We start from the raw sequence: 23,543 nt of genomic DNA on the forward strand, positions 1-23,543 counted from the left end.
GGTGGGGGGATCGGGTCGAATGGGGGCCACGTCAACACGGAGGAGGCCGCTGTGCGGTACCTGGTCAGGGAGAAGCTGTTCGCGGTGGGCGACGACTACTGGATCGAGGACGACCGGGGCCACAAGGCGTACCTGGTGGACGGCAAGGTGCTGCGGCTGCGGCACACCTTCGAGCTGAAGGACGCGCACGGCCGGGTGGTCGCGGTGGTGAAGGAGAAGGCCTTCACCGTCCGTGACGCGATGAAGATCGAGGACGCGGACGGCGAGGTGGTCGCGACCGTCCGGGAGAAGCTGTTCACCCCGTTCCGCGACAAGTACCTGGTGGAGCTGGCCTCCGGCGGCGAGCTGAAGATCCACGGGAACCTGATCGACAAGGACTACCGGGTCGAGAACGAGCACGGCGACGAGCTCGCCCGGATCTCCCGCAAGTGGTTCCGGGTCCGGGACACCTACGGCGTGGAGATCGCCGACGGCGCCGACACCGGTCTGCTGCTGGCCGTCGCGGCCTGCGTCGACCACCTGGTGGCCGAGGAGGACTGACCGCGGGGGTTCCCGGATCCCCGGCCCGCCCTCACCCGCGTGGGGTATCTTTTGCCAACCCTTGACCGGTGCGGTCGGGGGACGGCGAGCGGACCGGGGGCTGGAACCACCATGAACGACATCCTGCACGGGCTCGGCGCGGCGGCCGCCTACGGAGCCGTCGGGGTGGTGCTGCTGCTCCTCGGCGTCGGCCTGGTCGACCTGCTGACGCCCGGCAGGCTCGGCCACCAGATCTGGGTCGAGCGCAACCGCAACGCCGCCGTCCTGCTCAGCTCGGCCCTGCTCGGCATCGGCGGCATCGTCTTCACCGCGATCATGTACACCTACGAGGACTTCGCCAAGGGCCTGGTCTCCACCGCCTGCTACGGCCTGCTCGGGCTGGTGCTGATGACCGTCGCCTTCTGGGCGGTGGACCTGCTCACCCCCGGGAAGCTCGGCGCGATCCTGGTCGAGCCCGAGCCGCACCCCGCGGTCTGGGTCTCCGCCAGCTGCAACATCGCGGTGGCGGCGGTGGTGTCGGCCGCGATCGCCTGAGCCGCGGCGGCCGGGTGGCCGGCACGGACGGGTGCGCCGGTCGAACCGTGCCGACCGGGGCCGTGGCTGACGCCGCGTCGGGCCGCACCGGCGGGCCGCGAGGAGGGGGCGGTGGGCGCCGCCGGCCTGCTGCGGAGCCGGGGCCCGGCCGGTAACGTACCGGCATGGCTGACCTTGAAGAACGCGCCGACGTCGTCGCGTCCGGTTCACGGCGGGCCGGAGCCGCGGTGGCCGTCAGACGGCGCCGCGTCACCGACCTCGCGGAGTGCGTCCGGCTGCTCGGCGACGTCCACACCACCGACGGCTACCCCGCCGACTGGCCCGACCGCCCCGCCGCCTGGCTGACCCCCGAGGGGCTGCTCGCCGCCTGGGTCGCCGACCTGGACGGCCGCCCGGCCGGCCACGTCGGCCTCTCCCGCAGCGCCCCCGGCGACGTCGCCCCCGCGCTGTGGAGCCACCGCACCGGCGGCAGGCCGGAGCTCACCGCCGTGATCGGCCGCCTCTTCGTCGCCCCCGGGGCGCGCGGCCACCGGATCGGCGCCCGTCTGATGGCGACCGCCGTGGTGCACGCCCGGATGCTCGGCCTGCACCCAGTCCTGGACGTCCTCGCCACCGACGCCCCGGCCACCGCGTTCTACCGCCGGCTCGGCTGGACCTGGCTCGGCAGCGGCGAGCAGCGGTGGGGCGCGGACCGCACGGTCGTCGTCCACTGCTTCGCGGCGCCCAGGGGATAGGCCCGGGCCCGCGGCTCCCCCGGCCGGGGGAGCCGGATCATCGCCGGGGTGGAGGCCGCGGCGCGGGGGTGCGGGCGAGGCTGGGGCCATGGTGCGCAGCGGATGGCCGGTGGTCGGTTGGGGCGTCGTCTACGCCGGGTTCGGCGCGGGGTGCGCGGTCGGCGGGGTGGCGCTGTTCGGTGCACCGCGGCTGGGGTGGCTCGTCGCCGGGGCGGGTGCGGCGGCGGCTGCGGCGGGGGTGGCGGTGCGGCGGCAGCCGGCCTGGCGGCCGGTGCTGTGGCCGTTCTGCGGGCTGGCCGCGGTGGCGGCCTGGGGCCTGCTGATGGACGTGCTGGCGCTGCTGTTCGGGCAGGCCGTGGACAGCGTCCCGGGTGCCGTGCAGCACGCCCTGGCGGCGGCCGGGGCGCTGCTGCTGGGGTCGGCGGCCCGTCGGCGGGGGCCTGCCGCGGCCCGGACGGTCGCCCCCTCGGAGGCCCCGGCGGCCGTCCAACTCGCGGCCTGGGCAGGGACCCTGGCCTTCGCTCCGTACGTCGCGATGAAGTCGATCTGGGCGTTCGGCGGCAGCTTCGCCGGGATCGACGGCGACGAGATGGACGCGATGTACGCGCGGGACGGGGCCTCCGGGCTCTGGCTCACCCTGGAGTCCTGGGGGATCGACGGCACCGTGCTGCTGGCGGCGCTCGGCGTGTTCCTGCTCTGGGGGCTGGTGCGCCCCTGGGGGCAGGTGTTCCCGCGCTGGGCCCCGGGGCTGTGCGGCCGCCGGGTGCCGCGCTGGTTGCCGCTCGCCCCGGCCCTGGTGGGCGCGGCCACGCTGGCGCCGTACGGGGTGGCCGGGATCGGCTACCTGGCGCTGTGCACGACGGGAGTGCTGGACGTCCGGCGGGGAGGTTTCGCCTCCGGGGCGGAGGCCCTGCAGGTGGGGTGGGTCGGGGCGGTGGCGTTCGCGGGGTACGGGGTGGCGCTGGCGGTGGCGACCCGGTCGTACTGGCGGCGGACCGGCGGCTGAGGCGGATTTGCGGAAACGGCAACAAAGCTTGCCGAATCGCCCGGAGGCGTCGCAGCCTGGCGGTGGCGGTCGGCGCCGTGCACCCGGCTGGTCCGGGCAGGTCCGACGGGCCCGGTGGGTTCGGCAGGGCCGGACGGTGCTCGGCCCGATGGCGCCGCTGGCCCCGGGGGGCGCAGGGCGCCGGGGCCCGATGCGGACCGGCCACCGCCCGCTACCGAGCGCCCGGCCCCGCCGCACCCGCCCCGGCGGGGAGGCTCCTCCCGCACCACCGTCAGCCCAGCCACGATCGGAGTGACCACGATGTCCGGACACCAGCACCAGCACCAGCACGGCCACGGCCACCACCACGGGCACGTCCCCGCCGCGGACTTCGACTGGGACGCGCTCGCGGACCACCTGGAGCGCGAGGCCGAGCTGCGCGCCCCCGCCGTGGCCGCCGCCGCGCAGTGGCTGCGCGCGCTGCCCGGCGCCGACCGGGCCGCCGTGCGGCGGGTGCTCGACGTCGGCAGCGGCCCCGGAGTGGTCGCCGGGCAGCTCGCGGACGCCTTCCCGGAGGCCGAGGTGGTCGCCGTCGACCAGTCGGCCGCCCTGCTGGAGCGCGCCCGGGCCCGCTCGGGCGGCCGCCTCGGCGTCCAGCAGGCCGACCTGCCCGCCGAGTTCGACAAGCTCGGCGAGGCCGACCTGATCTGGTCGGGCAACGCGATCCACCACCTCGGTGACCAGCAGGCCGCCCTGACCTCCCTCGCCGGCCTGCTGCGGCCCGGTGGCGTGCTCGCCGTCGCCGAACGCGGCCTGCCACTGCGCTACCTGCCGCGCGACTTCGGCCTCGGCCGGGCCGGCTTCCAGGCCCGGCTGGACGCGGCGCACGAGGACGGCTTCAGCACCATGCGCGCCGAACTGCCGGGCGCCACCGCGGAGGTGGAGGACTGGCCGGCGATGCTCGGCCGCGCCGGACTCGTCCCCGGCGGTACCCGCACCTTCCTGGTCGACCACCCGGCCCCGCTCGCCCGCCCGGCCCGCGAGCACCTGCACGCCCAGCTGAGCCGGCTCCGGGACCAGCTGGCCGGGACCCTCGATCCCGAGGACCGGGCCACCCTGGAGGCGCTGCTCGCCGAGGACGCCCCCACCGGCATCCTCCACCGCCCGGACGCCTTCTACCTCTCGGCGACGACCGTGCACACGGCGCGCCGGCCCTGACCGCCCGCCCCGGCCGCCCGCCGACCCCGCCCGCCGGCGACCAGGTCAGAGGGTCTGGCCGAGGGTGGTGATGAGCCGGGCGATGCGGTCCTCGTCGCGGCGGTAGTGGGTCCACTTGCCGAGGCGGGTGGCCCGCAGGAGACCGGCGCGCTGGAGTTCGGCCAGGTAGGCGGAGACGGTGGACCGGGCGAGGCCGGCCTTGGCGTGGATCAGACTGACGCAGACCCCGACCTCGTGCGGGTCGACGGCGGTGTCCGCCACCGGGAAGTGGCGTTCCGGGTCGCGCAGCCACGCCAGCAGTTGCAGGCGCGTCGGATTGGCGATCGCCCGCAGGGCGGTGACCAGGTCGGGATCCATGGCTGGAGATCGTACCGGCGGCCGTCGACGGCGGGGTTCCGGCCGACACCCGCCGTACGGCGGCGCGGTGACGGCTCGCCACGGCGGTCCGGTACGGCGGCCCGGGACGGCGGACGCGCGGCGGCGCCGCACGGCCGGAGGGCCGTCGCGGTACCGTCGCGGCATGGCAGTAACCGAGCACCGCCTGGTCGTGGTCACCACCACCCACGAGAGTGAGGAGCGGGCCCGCGCCCTGGCGTCCGCCGCCGTCCGGGAGCGGCTTGCCGCGTGCGCCCAGGTGTACCCCGTCCGGTCCGTCTACTGGTGGGACGGCGAGGTGCAGGACGCCGCCGAGTGGCGGACCGACTTCAAGACCAGGGCCGAACTCGCCGACCGGCTGGGCGCGTTCCTCGCCGACCGGCACGACTACGAGACGCCGGAGGTGATCGCCGTCCCGGTGGTCGCGGGCCACCCCGGCTACCTGGACTGGGTCGTCACGGAGACGGCCGGGCCGGGCCCGGGGCGCTGACCGGGCGGAGTCCCGGCCGGAGCGATCGGAGCGGACGGACGCGCGGGCCCGGCCGGAGGACCGGACGGGCCCGCGCGGGGTACGGGCTCAGCCCTCCTGGCCGCCGAAGCGGGCCGTCCAGCCGGCCAGGTCCTCGTCGGTGATCTTGGCGAACAGCACCGGCGGCACGGTGAACGCCGTCCCGGCCGGCACCAGGTCCAGCGCCCGGGCGTGGTCCGCGGACACCCAGGTGAGCGTGGCCGCCGGGGAGTCCTCGGGGAGTCCGAACGCGCCGCGCATCGCCGCGGCGGCGGTCGGGATGAACGGCTCGGACACCACCGCGTACAGGTGGATCAGGTTCATCGCGGTGCGCAGGGTGAGCGCGGCCGCGTCCGGGTCGGTCTTCACCTGGAGCCAGGGCGCCTTCTCGTCCAGGTAGGCGTTGCCCGCGCTCCACAGCGCGCGCAGCCCCTGCGCCGCCTTGCGGAAGTTGAGCGCGTCCAGCTGGGCCTCGTACTCCGCCAGCAGCGCGGCGATCTGCTCGCCGAGCCGTTCCTCGGCCTCGCCGGGCAGGTGGCCGGCGGGCACGTCGTCGCCGAAGCGCTTGCGGCTGAAGGAGAGCACCCGGTTGACGAAGTTGCCGAGGGTGTCGGCGAGGTCCTTGTTGACGACCGAGGCGAAGAGGTCCCAGGTGAAGCTGGAGTCGTCGGACTCGGGGGCGTGCGCCATCAGGAAGTAGCGCCAGTAGTCGGCCGGCAGCAGCTCCAGGGCGACGTCGGTGAAGATGCCGCGCTTCTGGCTGGTGGAGAACTTCCCGCCGTAGTACGTCAGCCAGTTGAAGGCCTTGACGTAGTCGACCTTCTTCCAGGGGCGGCGCGAGCCGAGGATCGTCGCCGGGAACATCACGGTGTGGAACGGGACGTTGTCCTTGGCCATGAACTCGGTGTACCGGACGCTCTCGTCGGCCTCGTACCACCAGGACCGCCAGTCCCTGGTCACCCCGGCCGGCGCCGCGTCGGACCACTCCTTGGTGGCGCCGATGTACTCGATCGGGGCGTCGAACCAGACGTAGAACACCTTGCCCTCGGCGGCCAGTTCCGGCCACACGTCGGCGGGCACCGGTACGCCCCACTCCAGGTCGCGGGTGATCGAGCGGTCCTGCAGGCCCTCGGTGAGCCACTTGCGGGCGATCGAGGAGGCCAGCACCGGCCAGTGGTCGCCGTTGGCGGCGATCCACTGCTCGACCTCCTCGGTCAGCTTCGACTGGAGCAGGAACAGGTGCCTGGTCTCCCGGACCTCCAGGTCGGAGCTGCCGCTGATCGCCGAGCGCGGGTCCACCAGGTCGGTCGGGTCCAGCACCCGGGTGCAGTTCTCGCACTGGTCGCCGCGCGCCTTGTCGTAGCCGCAGTGCGGGCAGGTGCCGACGATGTAGCGGTCCGGCAGGAAGCGGCCGTCGGTGTTGGAGTACACCTGGCGGATCGCGCGCTCCTCGATGAAGCCGTTGCGCTGCAGCTCGCGGGCGATCTCCTGGGTGATCTCCCGGTTCTGCGGCGAGGAGCTGCGGCCGAAGTGGTCGAAGGAGAGCCCGAAGCCGTCGTACACCGCCCTCTGGGCCCCGTGCGCCTGCGCGCAGAACTCGGCGACCGGCAGTCCGGCCTCCTGGGCGGCCAGTTCGGCGGGCGTGCCGTGCTCGTCGGTGGCGCAGATGTACAGCACCTCGTGGCCGCGTTGGCGCAGGTAGCGGGAGTAGACGTCCGCCGGGAGCATCGACCCGACCATGTTGCCCAGGTGCTTGATCCCGTTGATGTACGGAAGGGCGCTGGTGATCAGGTGGCGAGCCATCCTCGGATGCTCCGATTTCTCCCGCACGCGCACCCCACCCGGGGTGCTGTGCCAGGCGCAGGGGTCCACTGTGGGCTGCCCAGCCTACCGCCGCGGGGCCGGGGCGCAGCCCGGTTTCAGAGCGGGGTGAAGTCGGCGTACGGGTCGAACTCCCCGGCCTTGACCCCGCGGACGAAGGCGGCCCACTTGCGCGGTGTCGTCCGCACGACCGTCTCGGGCCGGTCGGACTCGCGGATCTCCACCAGCCCGCCCGCGGCCCGGACCTCGACGCATTCGTTGCTCTCGCCGCTGGACGACGACTTGCGCCACGTGTTCATGTGAAGTCTTTCAGTAAGGCCCGGATGAAGTCCCGGGACTCGACCGGCCCGAGCGCGACCCCCGCGGTCTCCTCCTTGATCCGTCGGTAGGTCCGCAATTCGGCGTCGGCGTGCACGAACTTCGGGCCGTTCGAAAGGTCGATCTGGACGGTGTCGAGCTCGGGCACCGGCCCGCGCGCGAGATACAGGCTCTCCCCGGAACCGGGAAAGGTGTGCACGCTGAACGGGATCACCCGGATCTCCAGCCCGGGCCGCTCGGAATTCTCCAGCACGCTCCGCAACTGCCCGCGCAGCACTTCCGGCCCGCCGAACTGCATCCGCAGCGCGGATTCGTGGATGAAAGCGCTGTACGGCTTGGGGCGCTCGGTGAAGAGGTGCTGGCGCCGAATCCGGAATCCCGTCCGGGTGTCCGCGTCGTGCGGGGACAGCGGGGGGCGCAGCCGGGCGAACACCGCGGAGGCGTAGGCCTCGGTCTGCAGCAGTCCGGGGACGAAGGTGGTGTGCAGGATGGCCAGCGACTCGGCGTGGTGCTCCATCTCGGCGATGTCGATGATCCCGCCGGGCAGCCGTCCGCGGTAGCTGTCCCACCAGTACTTGCGCCGGTCCTGGGTCATCGAGAGCAGGGCGTCGAGGTAGCCGTCGTCATGGGTGCGGTCGCAGGTGCGCGCCCAGATCCGCAGCCGTTCGGCACTGATGCCGGCCTTGCCGTTCTCCATCTGGGAGATCTTGGGCAGGTCGGTGCCCAGCCTGGCCGCGAGGGTTTTCGGTGTCACGCCCACGCGTTCGCGCATCTTGCGCAGCTCGATGCCAAGGCGCTGTTGGCGCACGGTCGGAGACAGGCGGGGTGGCATGACTCTCTTCTCCGGATCGCGGGTTCGGTCGATGCTTCCGGTGAAGTGTGCCGCGCACACCCGGCCCTAGCTACTGAAATGGGGGATACCCCACGATGGAGTGAACGTCCACTCGCTCGGTAGCAAGTCTTGCACCCTGACCCTATGGTCGTGGCGTGTCACTCGCTGACTTGTTGTCGCCTAAACAGCTGCCAATCAGCAGTAAATACACACCAGATGCACGGTCGGGACGCCCCGACATCACCGACCGGAGACCGCCCGTGAACGCTCTCCTCGTCGCCGGATTGTCGGCCCTGCTGCTCGCCGTCCTATTCGTCGGCTGGCTGGTCTGGCTGGTCAACGCCCAGCCCCGCGAACCGCGTCGCGCAAAGGCCGAGTTCGTCGCGCCCCATTCCGCGCCGGCCGACAAGAACTAGGCCCCGGCCGTCCGGTGGCCTTTCCCGCCGACCTCGCCGGCCCCGCCGGCCCCGCGGCTCCGGGCCCCGCGCCCCCCGACCGGCGAGGGGCGCCGGGGCGCGGGCCGGCCGCTACGCGTCGGCGACGAAGTGGTCGAACTCGCCGGCCTGCACGCCGAGGAGGAAGGCCTCCCACTTCTGCGGGGTGGTGCGGACGACGACCCCGGCCCCGCCGGACTCGCGGATCTCGACCATGCCGTCGACGGTCCGGATCTCCAGGCAGTCGTCGGAGTCGCCGCTCAGGGACGGCCGCTGCCAGTCGGTCATGGGTGGCTCCCGTGGTGGAGGTGGCGGGCGCTGGGCCCCTGCCCGGTCAACGATCAGCCGCGGGCGAGGCGTTCCTGCAGCCGCGACTTCGCGGCCGGCCACTCGTCGGCGAGCATCGAGAAGTAGGCGGTGTCGCGCCAGACGCCGTTGGCGCGCAGCCGCTCCCGGCGGTGGACGCCCTCGAACCGGGCGCCGAGGCGCTGGATGGCGTTGCGGGAGCGCTCGTTGAGCGCGTCGGTCTTCCAGTAGACCCGGCCCATGCCGAGGTCCTCGTAGGCGTGGGTGAGCAGCAGCAGCTTGGACTCGGTGTTCACCGCCGTGCGCCACACGGACCGGGCGTACCAGGTGCCGCCGATCTCGACGAGCTCGTCGGTGGCGGAGAAGTCGTAGTAGCCGGTGATGCCGACGGCCCGCCCGGAGGCGAGGTCGACGACGGCGAACTTCACGGCCGTCCCGGCGGCGACCTCGGCGAGCCGGACGTCGAGGGCCTCGCCCAGCTCCTGCTCGGTGGTGGGCGGGAGGGAGGGGATCCAGCGCCACACCTCCGGGTCGGGGCCGACGGCGGCCCAGAGCTCGGACAGGTGGTGGCGGCCGAGGGGCTCCAGGCGGACGTGGCGGCCGGTGAGGGTGACGGGGGCGGGCAGCTGTGCGGTCATGATCCGAAACTAGCGCGAGTCTGCACTAGGGGCAATGCATTTCTGCACTAGTGCAAAATTGGGGGCGCGGACGCGGCGAGGGCCCCGCGGGACGCGTCCCGCGGGGCCCTCCACTGCGACCCTGCCCGCTCCGCTCCCGGAGCCGGGGATCAGATGAACGAGTTGATCTGGATCGTCTCGTCGCGGCCCGGGCCGACGCCGATGGCCGAGATCGGCGCGCCGGACATCTCCTCCAGTGCCTTCACGTAGGCCTGCGCGTTCTTCGGCAGCTCGGCGAAGGACTTGGCCTTGCTGATGTCCTCGGTCCAGCCCGGCAGCGTCTCGTAGATCGGCTTGGCGTGGTGGAAGTCCGACTGGTTGTAGGGGAGCTCCTCGACCCGCCGGCCGTCGATCTCGTACGCGACGCAGACCGGGATCTGCTCCCAGCCGGTGAGCACGTCCAGCTTGGTGAGGAAGAAGTCGGTCAGGCCGTTGACGCGGGTGGCGTAGCGCGCGATCACCGCGTCGAACCAGCCGCAGCGGCGGTCACGGCCGGTGGTGACGCCGCGCTCGCCGCCGATGCGGCGCAGCGCCTCGCCGTCCTCGTCGAGCAGCTCGGTCGGGAACGGGCCGGAGCCCACCCGGGTGGTGTACGCCTTCAGGATGCCGATGACCCGGTCGATCTTGGTCGGGCCGATGCCGGCGCCGGTGCAGGCGCCGCCCGCGGTCGGGTTCGACGAGGTCACGAAGGGGTACGTGCCGTGGTCGACGTCGAGCAGGGTGCCCTGGCCGCCCTCCAGCAGGACGACCTTGTTCGCCTTGAGCGCCTCGTCCAGGACGAGGGTGGTGTCGGCGAGGAAGGGCTTGATCTTGTCCGCGTAGCCGAGGTACTCCTCGAGGACCAGGTCGGCCGGGATGGCGCGGCGGTTGTACAGCTTGACCAGGAGCTGGTTCTTGTCGTGCAGCGCCGCCTCGATCTTCTGGCGCAGGATCGACTCGTCGAACAGGTCCTGGACCCGGATGCCGACGCGGTTGATCTTGTCCGCGTAGGTCGGGCCGATGCCGCGGCCGGTGGTGCCGATCCGGCGCTTGCCGAGGAAGCGCTCGGTGACCTTGTCCAGGGTGCGGTGGTACGGCGTGATCAGGTGGGCGTTGCCCGAGACCAGCAGCTTGGAGGTGTCGATGCCGCGCTCGTTGAGCCCGTTGAGCTCGGAGAGCAGCACACCCGGGTCGATCACGACGCCGTTGCCGATCACCGGCGTCACGTTCGGGCTGAGGATGCCGGAAGGGAGCAGGTGCAGGGCGTACTTCTGGTCGCCGATGACCACCGTGTGACCGGCGTTGTTGCCGCCCTGGTAGCGGACGACGTAGTCGACGGAGCCGCCGAGGAGGTCGGTGGCCTTCCCCTTGCCCTCGTCCCCCCACTGAGCGCCAACGAGCACGAGTGCCGGCACAGGCGTACACCCCTTCCGGTTGGGGCATCCTGCGTAGGCCGCAGTCTGCCCCGAGATAGACGAAGCCCCTGGCGCAGTAGCGCAAGGGGCTCTTGCACCGAGAGATTACCTGAGGAAGGACCGGTCGTGTCGTCCCTGTCCACGCCTGCGAACGGCGGCCCCGAGCCGCTTCTGCTGCTCCTCGACCCGGCGGCCCGGCAGACCGACGGCGAGTCGGTGCGGATCGCGAAGGACGTGCTCTGCGGTGGTGCGGACGTCAAGGTGGTCTACCCGGAGAGCACGTCCGAGCTCGACCGGGTGCTTTCGCACCGGGGTCGCAGGCGACCGGTGGTGATCGGTTCCGACCTCGCGCTGCAGCGGGTCCTGCAGGCGCTGCACCGGCACCGTGAGCTGGGCGCGGATCCGGTGGGCATGGTTCCGGTCGGCCGGGCGGAGGAGCTGGCGGCGGCCCGCGCGCTCGGCGTGCCGGGCGAGCCGGTGCGGGCGGCGCGGGCGGTGCTGTCGGGGGCGTCGCGCAAGCTCGACCTGCTGGTGGACGACGGTGGGGGGGTGGCCCTGGGCGGGGTGCGGATCACCGGTGCCGGGGCGCGCAGGCCGGGCGGCCGTTCGGGCGGCTGGCGTTCGCTATGGGCGAAACTGGCTGCGGCCGAGCAGGCGAACGCCCTCACGGCCGAGGGGCGGCCCGCCGCCGAGCTCAGCCCCCGGGTCCGGGTCGAGGCCGACGGGCGGCTGCTGGCCGACGTGCACCGTCCGGTCCGGCTGGTCCAGGTGACGCTGCCGGGCGGCGAGTCGGACGGCGCCGGCGTCATGGAGGTGGTGGTCCGCGCGCCCGGCGCGCTCGTGCGGGCGAGGGCGGCGAGCGTCTCGGTGATCGGCCGCGGCTTCGGCTACGAGGCGGACGGCCGCGCGGTCGGCCCGGTCCGCGCCCGCACCTGGACGGTCCACCCGGGCGCCTGGGGGCTGCTGCTGCCGGCCGCCTGACGGCGCGCGCCGGCTCCCGGTGGCCGCCGGGGCGGCGCGCGGGGGCCGGTGAAGCGGGAGTGAACGCCGGGTGAGCAGGCTCACGTTCGCCGCCGCCGCGATCCCGACCGCTCCGCACACGGAACGCCCCAACAGGCGCGAACCGCAAGGCCAACCGCCACCCGCCGGAATTCCCCCCACCCGAAATCCCCACCCCGTAAGGGGTTTTGTCTACGCGCGTTACTGGCCGATCGCCCGACAAACGCGGCATCCCGCGTTCCGGAAGCCTGTGCCAACTGCCCTAGACTCGAAGGCGTGCCACGTGGTGACGGAAGACTCAACCACGATCTTCTTCCCGGTGAGAAAGGCCCCCAGGACGCTTGCGGCGTCTTCGGTGTCTGGGCTCCCGGCGAGGAGGTCGCCAAGCTCACGTTCTTCGGCCTTTACGCCCTGCAGCACCGCGGTCAGGAATCCGCGGGCATCGCAGTGAGCAACGGCTCCCAGATTCTCGTCTTCAAGGACATGGGACTCGTCTCCCAGGTCTTCGACGAGGCCTCGCTGGGGTCGTTGCACGGGCATATCGCCGTCGGACACGCCCGCTACTCGACCACCGGTTCCTCGGTCTGGGAGAACGCCCAGCCGACCTTCCGGGCGACCGTGCACGGTTCGCTGGCCCTCGGGCACAACGGAAACCTGGTGAACACCGCCGAACTGGCGGCCATGGTCGCCGAACTGCCCGGCGAGGAGCACGTCTCCCGCTCCGGGCGGACCGCCGCGACCAACGACACCGACCTGGTGACCGCGCTGCTCGCCGGCCACCCGGACCTCTCCATCGAGGAGACGGCCAAGGTCGTGCTGCCCAAGGTCAAGGGCGCGTTCTCGCTCGTCTTCATGGACGAGCACACGCTCTACGCCGCCCGTGACCCGCAGGGCATCCGCCCGCTGGTGCTCGGCCGGCTGGAGCGCGGCTGGGTGGTCGCCTCCGAGACGGCGGCGCTCGACATCTGCGGCGCCTCCTTCATCCGCGAGGTCGAGCCCGGCGAGCTCATCGCCATCGACGAGAACGGCATGCGCACCTCCCGCTTCGCCGAGGCGAAGCCCAAGGGCTGCGTGTTCGAGTACGTCTACCTGGCCCGCCCCGACACCTCCATCGCCGGCCGCAACGTCCACCTCTCCCGCGTGGAGATGGGCCGCCGCCTGGCGAAGGAGGCCCCCGTCGAGGCCGACCTGGTGATAGCGACGCCCGAGTCCGGCACCCCCGCCGCGATCGGCTACGCCGAGGCCAGCGGCATCCCGTACGGCTCCGGCCTGGTGAAGAACGCCTACGTGGGCCGCACCTTCATCCAGCCGAGCCAGACCATCCGCCAGCTCGGCATCCGGCTCAAGCTGAACCCGCTGCGCGAGGTCATCCAGGGCAAGCGCCTGGTGGTCGTCGACGACTCGATCGTCCGCGGCAACACCCAGCGCGCGCTGGTGAAGATGCTCCGCGAGGCCGGCGCGGCCGAGGTCCACATCCGGATCTCCTCGCCGCCCGTGAAGTGGCCCTGCTTCTTCGGCATCGACTTCGCCACCCGCGCGGAGCTGATCGCCAACGGCATGACCATCGAGGAGATCGGCCGCACGCTCGGCGCGGACTCGCTCTCCTACATCTCGATCGACGGCATGATCGAGGCCACCAAGCAGCCCAAGGACAGGCTCTGCCGGGCCTGCTTCGACGGTGAGTACCCGATGGAGCTGCCGGACCCGGCGCTGCTCGGCAAGCTCCTGCTGGAGGCCGAGATCAAGGGCGGCCAGCAGCCGCCCGCCGTGCGCGGCAAGCCGACCAGCGGCAGCGACCTGGACGGCGTCCAGTCGCTGCTCGGCGGGGCGGGCGCGGCCGACGCGCTGCGCCGCCCGTAGCGTCACCACGGTGGGGTCCCGCGAACCGGGGCCCCACCGCTGTTCAGCCCCCCGGCTGTTCCCGAACAACCCCCCAGACCCGAGAGGGCCGCACCGCAGTGACCAGCAACCAGAACGGCGCCACCTACGCCGCCGCCGGCGTCGACATCGAGGCGGGCGACCGCGCCGTCGAGCTCATGAAGCAGTGGGTGAAGAAGGCCAACCGCCCCGAGGTGGTCGGCGGTCTCGGCGGCTTCGCCGGCCTCTTCGACGCGTCCGCGTTCAAGAGCTACGAGCGGCCGCTGCTGGCTTCGGCCACCGACGGCGTGGGGACCAAGGTGGCCATCGCGGCCGCCATGGACAAGCACGACACCATCGGCCACGACCTGGTCGGCATGGTCGTCGACGACCTGGTGGTCTGCGGCGCCGAGCCGCTGTTCATGACCGACTACATCTGCGTCGGCAAGGTCGTGCCGGAGCGGGTCGCCGCGATCGTCAAGGGCATCGCCGAGGGCTGCGCGCTGGCCGGCTGCGCCCTGGTCGGCGGCGAGACCGCCGAGCACCCGGGCCTGCTCGGCCCGGACGAGTACGACGTGGCGGGCGCCGGCACCGGCGTCGTCGAGGCCGACGCCCTGCTCGGCGCGGACCGCGTCCGGGCCGGCGACGTGGTGATCGCGATGGCCGCCTCCGGCCTGCACTCCAACGGCTACTCGCTGGTCCGCCACGTGCTGCTGAACGAGGCCGGCTGGAAGCTGGACCGCAAGGTCGAGGAGTTCGGCCGCACCCTCGGCGAGGAGCTGCTGGAGCCGACCCGGATCTACTCGCTGGACTGCCTGGCGCTCACCCGCGCGACCGAGGTGCACGCCTTCTCGCACGTCACCGGTGGCGGCCTGGCGGCCAACCTGGCCCGGGTCGTCCCGGACGGCCTGCACGCCCGCCTGGACCGCGGCACCTGGACCCCGCTGCCGGTCTTCCAGACCGTCGCCGAGGTCGGCAAGGTGGCCACCCTGGAGATCGAGAAGACGCTCAACATGGGCGTCGGCATGGTCGCGGTCGTCCCGCCGCACTCGGTGGACGTCGTGCTGTCGATCCTGGAGGACCGCGGCGTCGAGGCCTGGCTGCTCGGCGACATCGTCGAGCGCGGCGACGGTCACGAGGGCGGCGCGGCCCTCTACAACGCCTACGAGGGCTTCACGGCGGGCTGATCCCGGCCGGAACGACGAGGGGCCCCTCCGGTGCGCCGGAGGGGCCCCTCGTGCCGTCCGGGGCCGTGAGCGGCCGTGCGCGGAGGGCGGGGCGGGCGCGCCGGGACCGTGTCCGGGAGGGCGGTGGGGCGGGCGTGCGCGGGAACGCCGAAAACCGGCCCGGCGCCCTGGGGCGCCCGGACCGGTCGGCGGGACTACGGGTTACGAGCGGCGGGAGGCCTGCGACGGCCCGGTACCCGGCCCGCTGTCGTCCTCGTCGTCGAGGTCGGCGTAGCGGGCGGCGTACTCCGCGTACGGGTCGTCGTCCTCCTCCTCCTCGATCGGCTCCGGCTCGATCGAAGCGGTGGACGGCGATACGCCCAGCTCGTTGGACAGACGGTTAGCGTCGAACCCGCCGCTGTTGTACTTCAGCTCGCGGGCGACCTTCGTCTGCTTGGCCTTGGCCCGGCCGCGCCCCATGGGTCGACCCCCTCAACGATGGGGCTCACGGCCCCGAGTCTGACACGTGTTCATGATCAGGTCCGGCCTGCCCGAATGGGAGGACCGTCCCTTGGAGCATTAACGGTACCTGTTTCCGCCGCTGGACGGTACGTCGTCGGTGTGACGTGGCGCGCACCGACTGCACCCGAGACCAGGTCTTCCCAGGTCAGGGGAGGTTTTGCGGCGGTTTGCGCGCTGTCCGGAGGTGTCTGAGGTCCGTCGTTCCAGGACCGATTATCCCCCCTAGGGGGACGTTGGATCACCCGATCGGGCGCAGAAGTGAGAATCCGGTTCCACATCGTGATGCGCGGGGGACGGAAGAAGACCGCCCCCCGCGCACCCCGGGTCCGGACCGGGCCGGATCAGGCCCGGCGGGCACCCGGCAGCAGCACCGTGCGCAGCGCGCTGATCTCGCGCATCCGCTTCTCGGCCAGGCGGTCGGCGGCGACCGCCGGCGGCACGCCGTCGGAGGTGGCGCGGGTGAAGATCTCCAGGGTCGTGTCGAAGATCCTGGTGGCCTTGTTCTTGGCCCGCTCGAAGTTGAAGCCGTCGATCTCGTCGGCGACCTGGATCACGCCGCCGGAGTTCACCAGGTAGTCCGGCGCGTAGAGGATGCCGCGGTCGGCGAGGTCCTTCTCGACGCCCGGGTGGGCCAGCTGGTTGTTGGCCGCGCCGCAGACGATCGAGGTGCCGAACTCGCCCAGCGCCGCGACGACGGAGTCGGTCAGCGCACCGCCGAGGGCGCAGGGGGCGTAGACGTCCAGCTTGGCCTGCAGCAGGGCGGCGGTGTCGGCGACCACCTCCACCTCGGGGTGGGCGGCGCGGACGCGGTTGACCGCGGCCTCGAAGGGGTCGGTGACGACGACCGTGGCGCCGTCCGCGACCAGGTGGCCGACCAGGTAGTGGCCGACCTTGCCGACGCCCGCGACGCCGACCCGGCGGCCGCGCAGCGTCGGCTGGCCCCAGCGGGCCTGGGCGGTGGCGCGCATGCCCTGGAACACGCCGAAGGCGGTCAGGATGGAGGAGTCGCCGGCGCCGCCGTGCTCGGGCGAGCGGCCGGTCACGAACTCGGTCTCGCGCGCGATGACGTCCATGTCCTGCACGTAGGTGCCCACGTCGCAGGCCGTGATGTAGCGGCCGCGCAGGGACTCCACGAAGCGGCCGTAGGCCCGGAGCATGGCCTCGTTCTTGTCCTTGTTCGGGTCGCCGATGATGACGGCCTTGCCGCCGCCGAGGTCGAGCCCGGCCAGCGCGTTCTTGTAGGACATGCCGCGGGACAGGTTGAGCGCGTCCTCCAGGGCCGCCTCCTCGGAGGCGTACGGGAAGAAGCGGGTGCCGCCGAGGGCGGGGCCCAGCGCGGTGGAGTGGATGGCGATGATCGCCTTGAGCCCGGAGCTCCGGTCGTGGCAGAGCACGACCTGCTCGTGGCCGTCGCCGGGGGCGCCGTCCTGCTCGGTGCGGAAGATCCTGCTGAGCACGCCGGGTGCGGGGTGCGTGGCGGGGGTCTGTACGTCGGTCACTGTGGTGACTCCAGTATCGAAGGCCCGCTGCTGTGGTGCGGGCGCCTAAGGCGAAGCGTAGTCGCGCGTGCGGTGGCGATCGGCCCTCTTGTCCGAGCTTGTGCCGGTTGTCCGAGGGGTGAGACGGGCCGCGGTCCGCGGTGCGGGCGCGAACGGTTCGGGAGCGCGCCCTCCCGGGGCCGGTCGGCGCGTGCGACCATGCAGGACGTGACCGTCGTACGCACCTCGGTACTGCCGCCCTACGCCGCCCACCTGCGGGTCTACGAGCCGCTCGCCGCCTACCCGGAGCCCGAGCGGGCCCGGTGGCAGGCCTACGCGGCGGAACACGGGCCGGACGCCGGGGACGCGGCGCAGCCGGTGGCCGGGGCGGCCCTGGAGGAGCAGCGCGGGGCGCTCGCGGAGCTGGTCGCCCGGACGCCCCGGGCGCTGCCCGAGCGGGAGAGCGAGCGGGCCTTCGTGCGGGTGGTGGACGGCGTGCTCTACGTCTGCCCGTGGGCGACCAGGCTGCGCAGCTGGCAGGCCCTGGAGGAGCTGCGGGCGGCCGCCCCGGTGACGCTGCTGGACACCGCGGTGCCGCCGGTGGCCCGGGCGGCCGCCGAGGCGGACCACGAGCGCTGGCGGGCCGAGCACCCGGACGCCCGGCCGTGGATCCTGACGAGCCGGTGGGAGGTGCCGGTGCGCTGGTTCCTGCCGTTCGGCGACGAGGACCGCTGCTTCGTGCCGGCGGCGGAGCCGGGCGGTCCGGCGCGGGCGGCGGCGCTGTTCTACCTGGTGCCGATGGCGCAGGCGCGGCGGCGGGTGGCCCGGGCCTACCGGGCGCTGCGTGAGGAGGTGCCGGACGGGGAACTGGTCCGGGGGGCGGAGCGGGTCGGGCGGTGGCTGGAGGAGTTCCACCCGCGCTCGCTGGTGGAGCTGGACTACGGGGGGCTGGTGCATCTGCTGGGGCCCGAGCGGCTGTTGGCGGACCGTTCGGCGGGGGAGCTGGAGGAGGGGCTGCGCGCGCTGCGGGCGGGGGACGCCGCGGAGGCGATGCGGGCGTACGGGGAACTGACGGCGCGGTGGCGGCGGGTGCTGGCGCTGCGGTACGCGAACTGACCCCGTGGGGCCCGTGTATGACTGGAAGGGTCCTACGGCCCGGACCGCATGACCAAGGTCCTGGTTCGGGTCAATAGCTGTCGAACGTGACACTACTCACCGTTGACGCGAACTTACCCCTATGTGCAAAAATGGGACAACCAGCCCAACTTCACGTGAGCGTGCCCACTTTTGGGTGGTTCTGGAGTCGATGCGTGCTTTGCGGGGAAACGGAGGGTCTGGTCCCTCCGTAACCGGACGTCACGACCGCGTGACTGTCCGTTATTGGGTGGTCCATCGCCATCCGTCAGCCTTGAACCCGTGAGGGGTCAATTTTGGCGGTTTGGTCGATAGGGCTGGACGGATGGTGTAGTTGTAGACACCAGGACAAGCCGTTCGTCCTATAACCGACTCGGCCCGTCTATGCCATTTCGGGCATCGCGGGCCAAGGTGCAGAATTTGAAGGATAGAACCGCCCTGGTTCGGTTCTCCCGAGGAGGCCGCTCATGACCGCTCGTACCCCTGATGCTGAGCCGCTGCTGACGCCGGCAGAGGTTGCCACCATGTTCCGCGTGGACCCGAAGACGGTCACCCGCTGGGCCAAGGCGGGCAAGCTGACGTCCATTCGCACGCTCGGCGGTCACCGCCGTTACCGCGAGGCGGAGGTGCGCGCTCTGCTGGCCGGGATTCCCGCTCAGCGCACTGAGGCCTGATAGGCCGAAGGCTCTTTAAAGGGGCCGCTTACCGGACTCCGCCGGGTCCGGTAAGCGGCCCCTTTGCCATGCCCGGGGCCGGCCGCGCCGGGGGCGGAATGCTGAACTCCGGATAACGATTCGATGTGCGTGGGGCGGGGGGGATTTACAGTGAATAGCAGTGCAATTTTACATATTAAATTAGCGGGGTCGTGATGGGCGTGTGACGGAGTCATGATCGGGAAATGGGGGGTGACGACGGTCACACGTCCGGGGCTTGTGGTCTAGACCTGTCCGGGCGTAGGGAAGCCGGCGGAAAGCGCCCGCGCGAAAACGCGAGAGGCCCGGAACCTGACGGTTCCGGGCCTCTCGCACTGCGGCGATCCCGACGGGACTTGAACCCGCGACCTCCACCTTGACAGGGTGGCGAGCTAACCAACTGCTCCACGGGACCAGAGTTTTCTGATCTCGTTCACTCGCTTGCCGCGCTGCGAACAAGACAGACTGTAGCCCATGTCGGGCCCCCAGGTCGAACCGGGACCTGAGGGCCCCTGAGGACCGCCCAGCTCAGAGCGCCGCCCGGGCCGCCTCCATCGCCTTCATGATCCGCTTCTCCGACACCGGGCTCGGCGTCCCCAACGACTGGGCGAAGAAGCTCACCCGCAGCTCCTCGATCATCCAGCGGATCGCCAGCACCTCTGCGGAGGGCTGCTGCCCGGCCGGAACGGCCGCCAGCAGCTCCCCGTACGCCTGCTGCACCTGCTGGACCTTCAGCAGGTGCTGGGCGTCCCGCTGCGGGTGGTTGGGCAGCGCCTCCAGCCGGCGGTCCACCGCCAGCAGGTAGCGCTTGAGGTCCGGCAGCCGCTGCCAGCCGGTGCCCGTGACGAAGCCCGGGTGCACCAGGGAGGCCAGGTGCAGCCGGACGTCGTTCACCGCGTTCAGCAGCACCGGGCTGCTCACCGTCTTCAGCCGGGTCGAGGCCTTGTGGAAGGCGATCAGCGCGGTGGCCGTCTTCAGCGTGGTGTCGGCCGACAGGTCGTACAGGTCGGCCCGCACCTTGTCGTGCAGCTTGCCGAAGGCCGCCTCGTCCCAGGCCGGGCCGCCCGCCAGGGTCATCAGCCGGTCCGTCGCGCAGGCCACCACGTCCTCGAACAGGGCGGCGACCGAGCCGTGCGGGTTGTGCGAGAGCGCCAGCTTCGCCTGGTTGCCCAGCCGGCCCTGGATCGACTTGGCCGGGGAGGTGGTCGTCAGCACCAGCAGCCTGCGGGTGCCCTCCCACATCGCCTGCGCCTGCGCCTGCGGGGTGTCGAACAGCTTGACGCCGACCGTCTCCCCCTCGTCCACCAGCGCCGGGTAGGCCCGCAGCGAGTGGCCGCGCGAGCGCTGCTCGAAGGTGCGCTGGAGCACCGGCAGACCGGCCGGCCAGGCCGTCAGCCCGCCCTGCTCGATGCCCCGGCCCGACGCCGCCGAGGACAGCGTCTCCTTCAGCTTCGGCTTGAGCCGCAGCCGCAGCTCCTCCAGGTCCTTGGACTCGGCGAGCCTGCGGCGGCCGTCCACCACCCGGAAGGTCACCTTGAGGTGGTCCGGGACCCGCTCGTCGTCCCAGGCCTCCGGCGGGACGGTGACGGCCGTCAGCCGCTTCAGCGCGCGCTCCAGGGAGGGCAGCAGCGGCTCCTGGCGGTCCTTCACCTCGCGCAGCGCGGCCTTCGCGAAGTCCGGCGCCGGGACGAAGTTGCGCCGGATCGCCTTCGGCAGCGACTTGATGTACGCGGTGACCAGCTCGGCCCGCAGACCGGGGATCTGCCAGTCGAAGCCCTCCGCGGTGACCTGGTTGAGCACCGGCAGCGGGATGTGGACGGTCACCCCGTCCGCGTCGCTGCCCGGCTCGAACTGGTAGGTCAGCTGGAAGCGGAGCTTGCCCTGCTGCCAGTGGTCCGGGTAGTCGGCCTCGGTGACGCCGTCCGCGGCGTCGTTGATCAGCATCGACTTCTCGAAGTTGAGCAGGTCCGGCTGCTCGTGCCGGGCCTTCTTCCACCAGGCGTCGAAGTGCCGGGCGGAGACCACGTCCTCCGGCAGCCGGGCGTCGTAGAACTCGAACAGGGTCTGGTCGTCCACCAGGATGTCGCGGCGGCGGGCCCGGTTCTCCAGCTCCTCGACCTCGCCGAGCAGCCGGCGGTTCTCGGCGAAGAACCGGTGGTGGGTCTCCCAGTCGCCCTCGACCAGGGCGTTGCGGATGAACAGCTCGCGGCAGAGCTCCTGGTCGATCCGGCCGTAGTTGACCTTGCGCTGGGCGACGACCGGCATCCCGTAGAGGGTCACCTTCTCGTACGCCAGGACGGCCCCGGCCTTCTTCTCCCAGTGCGGCTCGCTGTAGCTCCGCTTGATCAGGTGGCCGGCCAGCGGCTCGACCCACTCCGGCTCGATCTTCGCGTTGATCCGCGCCCAGAGCCGGGACGTCTCGACCAGCTCGGCCGACATCACCCAGCGCGGCGGCTTCTTGAACAGGCCGGAGCCCGGGAAGACCGCGAAGCGGGCGCCGCGCGCACCGCCGTACTCGCGCTTCTCCGCGTCGAAGAGGCCGATGTGGGAGAGCAGGCCGGCCAGCAGCGACTGGTGGATCCGGTCGGCGTCCGGCTCGGCGCCGGGCTGCGGCTCCTCGACCGCCACGCCCAGCTGCCGGGCGACGGTGCGCAGCTGGGTGTAGATGTCCTGCCACTCCCGTATCCGCAGGTAGTTGAGGAACTCCGCCTTGCACATCCGGCGGAACGCCGAGGAGGACAGCTCCTTCTGCTGCTCCCGGACGTAGCGCCACATCGACAGGTAGGCGAGGAAGTCGGAGGTCTCCGAGTTGAACCGGCGGTGCCGGTCGTCGGCGGCCTGGCGCTTCTCGGCGGGGCGCTCGCGCGGGTCCTGGATGGAGAGCGCCGCGGCGATCACCATCACGTCGCGCACGCAGCCGTTGCGCTCCGCCTCCAGCACCATCCGGGCCAGCCGCGGGTCCACCGGGAGCTGCGCCAGCTGGCGGCCGAGCGGGGTCAGGCGCTTACGCGGGTCCTTCTCGTCCGGGTTCAGCGCGCCCAGTTCGTGCAGCAGGTGCACGCCGTCCCGGATGTTGCGGGAGTCCGGCGGGTCCAGGAACGGGAAGGCGGCGATGTCGCCGAGGCCGGCCGCCGTCATCTGCAGGATCACCGAGGCCAGGTTGGTGCGCAGGATCTCGGCGTCGGTGAACTCGGGGCGGGAGAGGAAGTCCTCCTCCGAGTACAGCCGGATGCAGATGCCGTCCGAGGTGCGGCCGCAGCGGCCCTTGCGCTGGTTGGCGCTGGCCTGGCTGACCGCCTCGATCGGCAGCCGCTGCACCTTGGTGCGGTGGCTGTAGCGGGAGATCCGGGCGGTGCCCGGGTCGATCACGTACTTGATGCCCGGGACGGTGAGGCTGGTCTCGGCGACGTTGGTGGCGAGCACGATCCGGCGGCTGCCGGAGCGCTGGAACACCCGGTGCTGCTCGGCCGAGCTCAGCCGGGCGTACAGCGGCAGGACCTCGGTCGACTTCAGCTTCAGCCGGTTGAGCGCGTCGGCGGTGTCCCGGATCTCGCGCTCGCCGGAGAGGAAGACCAGGATGTCGCCCGGGCCCTCGGCCTGCAGCTCCTGGGCGGCCTCGCAGATCGCCTGGACCTGGTCCCGGTCGCGGTCGGCGTCGGACGCGTCCTCGTCCTCGGCACCCTCCTCGACGAGCGGGCGGTACCGGACCTCCACCGGGTAGGTGCGGCCGGAGACCTCGATGATCGGCGCGTCCCCGAAGTGCCGGGCGAAGCGCTCCGGGTCGATGGTCGCGGAGGTGATCACGACCTTGAGGTCCGGGCGGCGGGGGAGCAGCTGCTTGACGTAGCCGAGGATGAAGTCGATGTTGAGGCTGCGCTCGTGCGCCTCGTCGATGATCAGGGTGTCGTACTGGCGCAGCTCGCGGTCCGTCTGGATCTCGGCGAGCAGGATGCCGTCCGTCATCAGCTTGACCAGGGTGTCCGGACCGACCTGGTCGGTGAACCGGACCTTCCAGCCGACCGCCTCGCCCAGCGGGCTGTCCAGCTCCTCCGCGACCCGCTCGGCCACCGTGCGGGCGGCGATCCGGCGCGGCTGGGTGTGGCCGACCAGGCCGCGCACGCCCCGGCCGAGCTCCAGACAGATCTTGGGGATCTGGGTGGTCTTGCCCGAGCCGGTCTCGCCCGCGACGATCACCACCTGGTGGTCCCGGATGGCCGCCAGGATGTCGTCCTTCTTCTGGCTGACCGGCAGCTCGGCGGGATAGGTGATCGCCGGGACGGCGCTGCGGCGCTGCTCGACCAGCAGCTCGGCGCGTTCGATGTCGGCGGCGATCTCGGCGGCGACCTTCTGCCGGGCCTCGGGCTTGCGGACCCGGCGGGCCCCCTCCAGCCGGCGCCCGATCCGGACCTGGTCGCGCAGGGTCAGTTCCGGAAGGCGGGCGGCCAGCTCGCCGATCCCTGGCCCGTCGGCGGGGGCGGCGGCGGACTGGACTGCGGGAGAACTCACTGCGGGCATCCCTCTAGGTTCGCAAGGAGGGGCGGCGGCGCGCACCTCGGTTTTCGAGCCCCTCCAGTGTCACAGTCGCCGGTGGCCGAGCGCGAACGGCGGGTCGGGTCGGGAGCGGGTGATCGGGTGCGGGTGATCGGATCGGAGCGATCGGGGTCGGGTCGGGGGGCGGGTCGGGGGGCGGGTGATCGGGCGGGGCGCCCGGGGCGGGCGCGGGGGCGGGTGATCGGGAGGGGCGCCCGGGGCGGGCGCGGGGGCGGGTGATCGGGAGGGGCGACAGCGGTTCGGGGCGGCAACGGTTCGAGGCGGATCCGGGCTCCAGCCGTCCGGGCGAAGCCGGACTCGGACGCCAGGGGCATCACCTCCTACGCGGCGGACGGCTCGGCCGCCGCCGACCAGCCGGCTCCGCGCCCGTCGGGCCCCGGGCCGCGCCCGGTCGGCGGCGACGTGCGCCCGGTCCGTCGGTCCCGTGCGCCACAGTGGTGGGCGACAACGGACGTGACGGGCCGTCGG

At 72.4% G+C, this 23,543-nt stretch carries 22 protein-coding genes and 1 tRNA gene; 12 read left to right on the plus strand and 11 right to left on the minus strand.

Annotated elements, in window-relative coordinates:
- Window positions 1-51 precede the first annotated feature (51 nt).
- The 5 genes from ACFYUY_RS29680 (at window position 52) to ACFYUY_RS29700 (ending at window position 4,011) form a co-directional block, all read left to right on the plus strand.
- Window positions 52-540, plus strand: coding sequence for an LURP-one-related family protein (locus tag ACFYUY_RS29680; RefSeq protein WP_360213170.1), 489 nt, complete (start codon window positions 52-54; stop codon window positions 538-540).
- A gap of 111 nt (window positions 541-651) precedes the next feature.
- On the plus strand, window positions 652-1,074 hold the full coding sequence (locus tag ACFYUY_RS29685) for a DUF350 domain-containing protein (RefSeq protein ID WP_360213168.1): 423 nt from the start codon (window positions 652-654) through the stop codon (window positions 1,072-1,074).
- Window positions 1,075-1,238: 164 nt separating this feature from the next.
- A complete protein-coding gene (locus tag ACFYUY_RS29690) occupies window positions 1,239-1,808 on the plus strand; it encodes a GNAT family N-acetyltransferase (protein WP_360213166.1) in 570 nt (189 codons plus the stop codon).
- Between the two features lie 88 nt (window positions 1,809-1,896).
- On the plus strand, window positions 1,897-2,814 hold the full coding sequence (locus tag ACFYUY_RS29695; protein ID WP_387905179.1) for a hypothetical protein: 918 nt from the start codon (window positions 1,897-1,899) through the stop codon (window positions 2,812-2,814).
- 300 nt (window positions 2,815-3,114) lie between these two features.
- The gene (locus ACFYUY_RS29700) at window positions 3,115-4,011 is read left to right on the plus strand and encodes a class I SAM-dependent methyltransferase (protein WP_360213162.1); all 897 of its coding nucleotides are present in this window, start codon (window positions 3,115-3,117) and stop codon (window positions 4,009-4,011) included.
- A 45-nt stretch (window positions 4,012-4,056) separates the two neighbouring features.
- On the opposite strand, the gene ACFYUY_RS29705 is transcribed toward ACFYUY_RS29700, so the two are convergent.
- Window positions 4,057-4,368, minus strand: coding sequence for a helix-turn-helix domain-containing protein (locus ACFYUY_RS29705; RefSeq protein WP_360213160.1), 312 nt, complete (start codon window positions 4,366-4,368; stop codon window positions 4,057-4,059).
- 163 nt (window positions 4,369-4,531) lie between these two features.
- On the opposite strand from ACFYUY_RS29705, the gene cutA reads away from it, so the two are divergent.
- Window positions 4,532-4,876 carry a divalent-cation tolerance protein CutA gene (cutA, locus tag ACFYUY_RS29710; RefSeq protein WP_360213158.1) on the plus strand — a complete coding sequence of 115 codons (345 nt, stop codon included), beginning with the start codon at window positions 4,532-4,534 and terminating at the stop codon, window positions 4,874-4,876.
- Window positions 4,877-4,963: 87 nt separating this feature from the next.
- Here cutA and metG read toward each other — a convergent pair whose 3' ends face one another.
- From metG to ACFYUY_RS29725, 3 genes are all read right to left on the minus strand, one after another.
- Window positions 4,964-6,697: a methionine--tRNA ligase gene (gene metG / locus ACFYUY_RS29715; RefSeq protein ID WP_360213156.1), complete on the minus strand. Its 1,734-nt coding sequence runs from the start codon at window positions 6,695-6,697 to the stop codon at window positions 4,964-4,966.
- Between the two features lie 116 nt (window positions 6,698-6,813).
- A complete protein-coding gene (locus ACFYUY_RS29720) occupies window positions 6,814-7,014 on the minus strand; it encodes a DUF397 domain-containing protein (RefSeq protein WP_360213154.1) in 201 nt (66 codons plus the stop codon).
- On the minus strand, window positions 7,011-7,865 hold the full coding sequence (locus tag ACFYUY_RS29725; protein ID WP_360213152.1) for a helix-turn-helix transcriptional regulator: 855 nt from the start codon (window positions 7,863-7,865) through the stop codon (window positions 7,011-7,013). The genes ACFYUY_RS29720 and ACFYUY_RS29725 overlap by 4 nt, the downstream gene beginning before the upstream one ends.
- A gap of 260 nt (window positions 7,866-8,125) precedes the next feature.
- Here ACFYUY_RS29725 and ACFYUY_RS29730 point away from each other — a divergent pair, with 260 nt between their 5' ends.
- The gene (locus ACFYUY_RS29730) at window positions 8,126-8,281 is read left to right on the plus strand and encodes a hypothetical protein (protein ID WP_360213150.1); all 156 of its coding nucleotides are present in this window, start codon (window positions 8,126-8,128) and stop codon (window positions 8,279-8,281) included.
- A 111-nt stretch (window positions 8,282-8,392) separates the two neighbouring features.
- On the opposite strand, the gene ACFYUY_RS29735 is transcribed toward ACFYUY_RS29730, so the two are convergent.
- From ACFYUY_RS29735 to ACFYUY_RS29745, 3 genes are all read right to left on the minus strand, one after another.
- The gene (locus ACFYUY_RS29735) at window positions 8,393-8,587 is read right to left on the minus strand and encodes a DUF397 domain-containing protein (RefSeq protein WP_360213148.1); all 195 of its coding nucleotides are present in this window, start codon (window positions 8,585-8,587) and stop codon (window positions 8,393-8,395) included.
- A gap of 53 nt (window positions 8,588-8,640) precedes the next feature.
- Window positions 8,641-9,243 carry a GNAT family protein gene (locus ACFYUY_RS29740; RefSeq protein WP_360213146.1) on the minus strand — a complete coding sequence of 201 codons (603 nt, stop codon included), beginning with the start codon at window positions 9,241-9,243 and terminating at the stop codon, window positions 8,641-8,643.
- A gap of 149 nt (window positions 9,244-9,392) precedes the next feature.
- A complete protein-coding gene (locus ACFYUY_RS29745) occupies window positions 9,393-10,676 on the minus strand; it encodes an adenylosuccinate synthase (protein ID WP_360213144.1) in 1,284 nt (427 codons plus the stop codon).
- 126 nt (window positions 10,677-10,802) lie between these two features.
- On the opposite strand from ACFYUY_RS29745, the gene ACFYUY_RS29750 reads away from it, so the two are divergent.
- The 3 genes from ACFYUY_RS29750 (at window position 10,803) to purM (ending at window position 14,719) form a co-directional block, all read left to right on the plus strand.
- Window positions 10,803-11,657: a diacylglycerol kinase gene (locus ACFYUY_RS29750; protein WP_360213142.1), complete on the plus strand. Its 855-nt coding sequence runs from the start codon at window positions 10,803-10,805 to the stop codon at window positions 11,655-11,657.
- 294 nt (window positions 11,658-11,951) lie between these two features.
- A complete protein-coding gene (gene purF, locus ACFYUY_RS29755; RefSeq protein WP_360213140.1) occupies window positions 11,952-13,535 on the plus strand; it encodes an amidophosphoribosyltransferase in 1,584 nt (527 codons plus the stop codon).
- Window positions 13,536-13,633: 98 nt separating this feature from the next.
- Window positions 13,634-14,719 carry a phosphoribosylformylglycinamidine cyclo-ligase gene (gene purM, locus ACFYUY_RS29760; RefSeq protein ID WP_360213138.1) on the plus strand — a complete coding sequence of 362 codons (1,086 nt, stop codon included), beginning with the start codon at window positions 13,634-13,636 and terminating at the stop codon, window positions 14,717-14,719.
- Window positions 14,720-14,920: 201 nt separating this feature from the next.
- On the opposite strand, the gene ACFYUY_RS29765 is transcribed toward purM, so the two are convergent.
- Complete coding sequence (locus tag ACFYUY_RS29765) at window positions 14,921-15,178, minus strand: DUF3073 domain-containing protein (RefSeq protein WP_360213136.1); 258 nt, start codon at window positions 15,176-15,178, stop codon at window positions 14,921-14,923.
- 383 nt (window positions 15,179-15,561) lie between these two features.
- The gene (locus ACFYUY_RS29770) at window positions 15,562-16,719 is read right to left on the minus strand and encodes a Glu/Leu/Phe/Val dehydrogenase dimerization domain-containing protein (protein WP_387905186.1); all 1,158 of its coding nucleotides are present in this window, start codon (window positions 16,717-16,719) and stop codon (window positions 15,562-15,564) included.
- 198 nt (window positions 16,720-16,917) lie between these two features.
- Between ACFYUY_RS29770 and ACFYUY_RS29775 the strand changes: the two genes are divergently transcribed.
- Both ACFYUY_RS29775 and bldC read left to right on the plus strand, forming a co-directional pair.
- Window positions 16,918-17,814: a hypothetical protein gene (locus tag ACFYUY_RS29775; RefSeq protein ID WP_387905187.1), complete on the plus strand. Its 897-nt coding sequence runs from the start codon at window positions 16,918-16,920 to the stop codon at window positions 17,812-17,814.
- A gap of 485 nt (window positions 17,815-18,299) precedes the next feature.
- Window positions 18,300-18,506: a developmental transcriptional regulator BldC gene (bldC, locus tag ACFYUY_RS29780; protein WP_014137253.1), complete on the plus strand. Its 207-nt coding sequence runs from the start codon at window positions 18,300-18,302 to the stop codon at window positions 18,504-18,506.
- A 359-nt stretch (window positions 18,507-18,865) separates the two neighbouring features.
- Here bldC and ACFYUY_RS29785 read toward each other — a convergent pair.
- Window positions 18,866-18,939 (minus strand) — tRNA-Asp (locus ACFYUY_RS29785).
- A 113-nt stretch (window positions 18,940-19,052) separates the two neighbouring features.
- Complete coding sequence (hrpA, locus tag ACFYUY_RS29790; protein ID WP_387905189.1) at window positions 19,053-23,039, minus strand: ATP-dependent RNA helicase HrpA; 3,987 nt, start codon at window positions 23,037-23,039, stop codon at window positions 19,053-19,055.
- Window positions 23,040-23,543: the final 504 nt, after the last annotated feature.

The sequence above is a fragment of the Kitasatospora sp. NPDC004745 genome, from assembly GCF_042873275.1.
In the GTDB taxonomy this organism is placed as follows: domain Bacteria; phylum Actinomycetota; class Actinomycetes; order Streptomycetales; family Streptomycetaceae; genus Kitasatospora.

Coding starts and splice junctions, on each gene's coding strand:
- ACFYUY_RS29690 (WP_360213166.1), top strand. CDS start 1,239: ATGGCTGACCTTGAAGAACGCGCCGACGTCGTCGCGTCCGGTTCACGG.
- ACFYUY_RS29775 (WP_387905187.1), top strand. CDS start 16,918: ATGCAGGACGTGACCGTCGTACGCACCTCGGTACTGCCGCCCTACGCC.
- ACFYUY_RS29740 (WP_360213146.1), bottom strand. CDS start 9,243: ATGACCGCACAGCTGCCCGCCCCCGTCACCCTCACCGGCCGCCACGTC.
- cutA (WP_360213158.1), top strand. CDS start 4,532: ATGGCAGTAACCGAGCACCGCCTGGTCGTGGTCACCACCACCCACGAG.
- ACFYUY_RS29695 (WP_387905179.1), top strand. CDS start 1,897: ATGGTGCGCAGCGGATGGCCGGTGGTCGGTTGGGGCGTCGTCTACGCC.
- hrpA (WP_387905189.1), bottom strand. CDS start 23,039: ATGCCCGCAGTGAGTTCTCCCGCAGTCCAGTCCGCCGCCGCCCCCGCC.
- ACFYUY_RS29765 (WP_360213136.1), bottom strand. CDS start 15,178: ATGGGGCGCGGCCGGGCCAAGGCCAAGCAGACGAAGGTCGCCCGCGAG.
- metG (WP_360213156.1), bottom strand. CDS start 6,697: ATGGCTCGCCACCTGATCACCAGCGCCCTTCCGTACATCAACGGGATC.
- bldC (WP_014137253.1), top strand. CDS start 18,300: ATGACCGCTCGTACCCCTGATGCTGAGCCGCTGCTGACGCCGGCAGAG.
- ACFYUY_RS29725 (WP_360213152.1), bottom strand. CDS start 7,865: ATGCCACCCCGCCTGTCTCCGACCGTGCGCCAACAGCGCCTTGGCATC.
- ACFYUY_RS29685 (WP_360213168.1), top strand. CDS start 652: ATGAACGACATCCTGCACGGGCTCGGCGCGGCGGCCGCCTACGGAGCC.
- ACFYUY_RS29700 (WP_360213162.1), top strand. CDS start 3,115: ATGTCCGGACACCAGCACCAGCACCAGCACGGCCACGGCCACCACCAC.
- ACFYUY_RS29705 (WP_360213160.1), bottom strand. CDS start 4,368: ATGGATCCCGACCTGGTCACCGCCCTGCGGGCGATCGCCAATCCGACG.
- ACFYUY_RS29720 (WP_360213154.1), bottom strand. CDS start 7,014: ATGAACACGTGGCGCAAGTCGTCGTCCAGCGGCGAGAGCAACGAATGC.
- ACFYUY_RS29735 (WP_360213148.1), bottom strand. CDS start 8,587: ATGACCGACTGGCAGCGGCCGTCCCTGAGCGGCGACTCCGACGACTGC.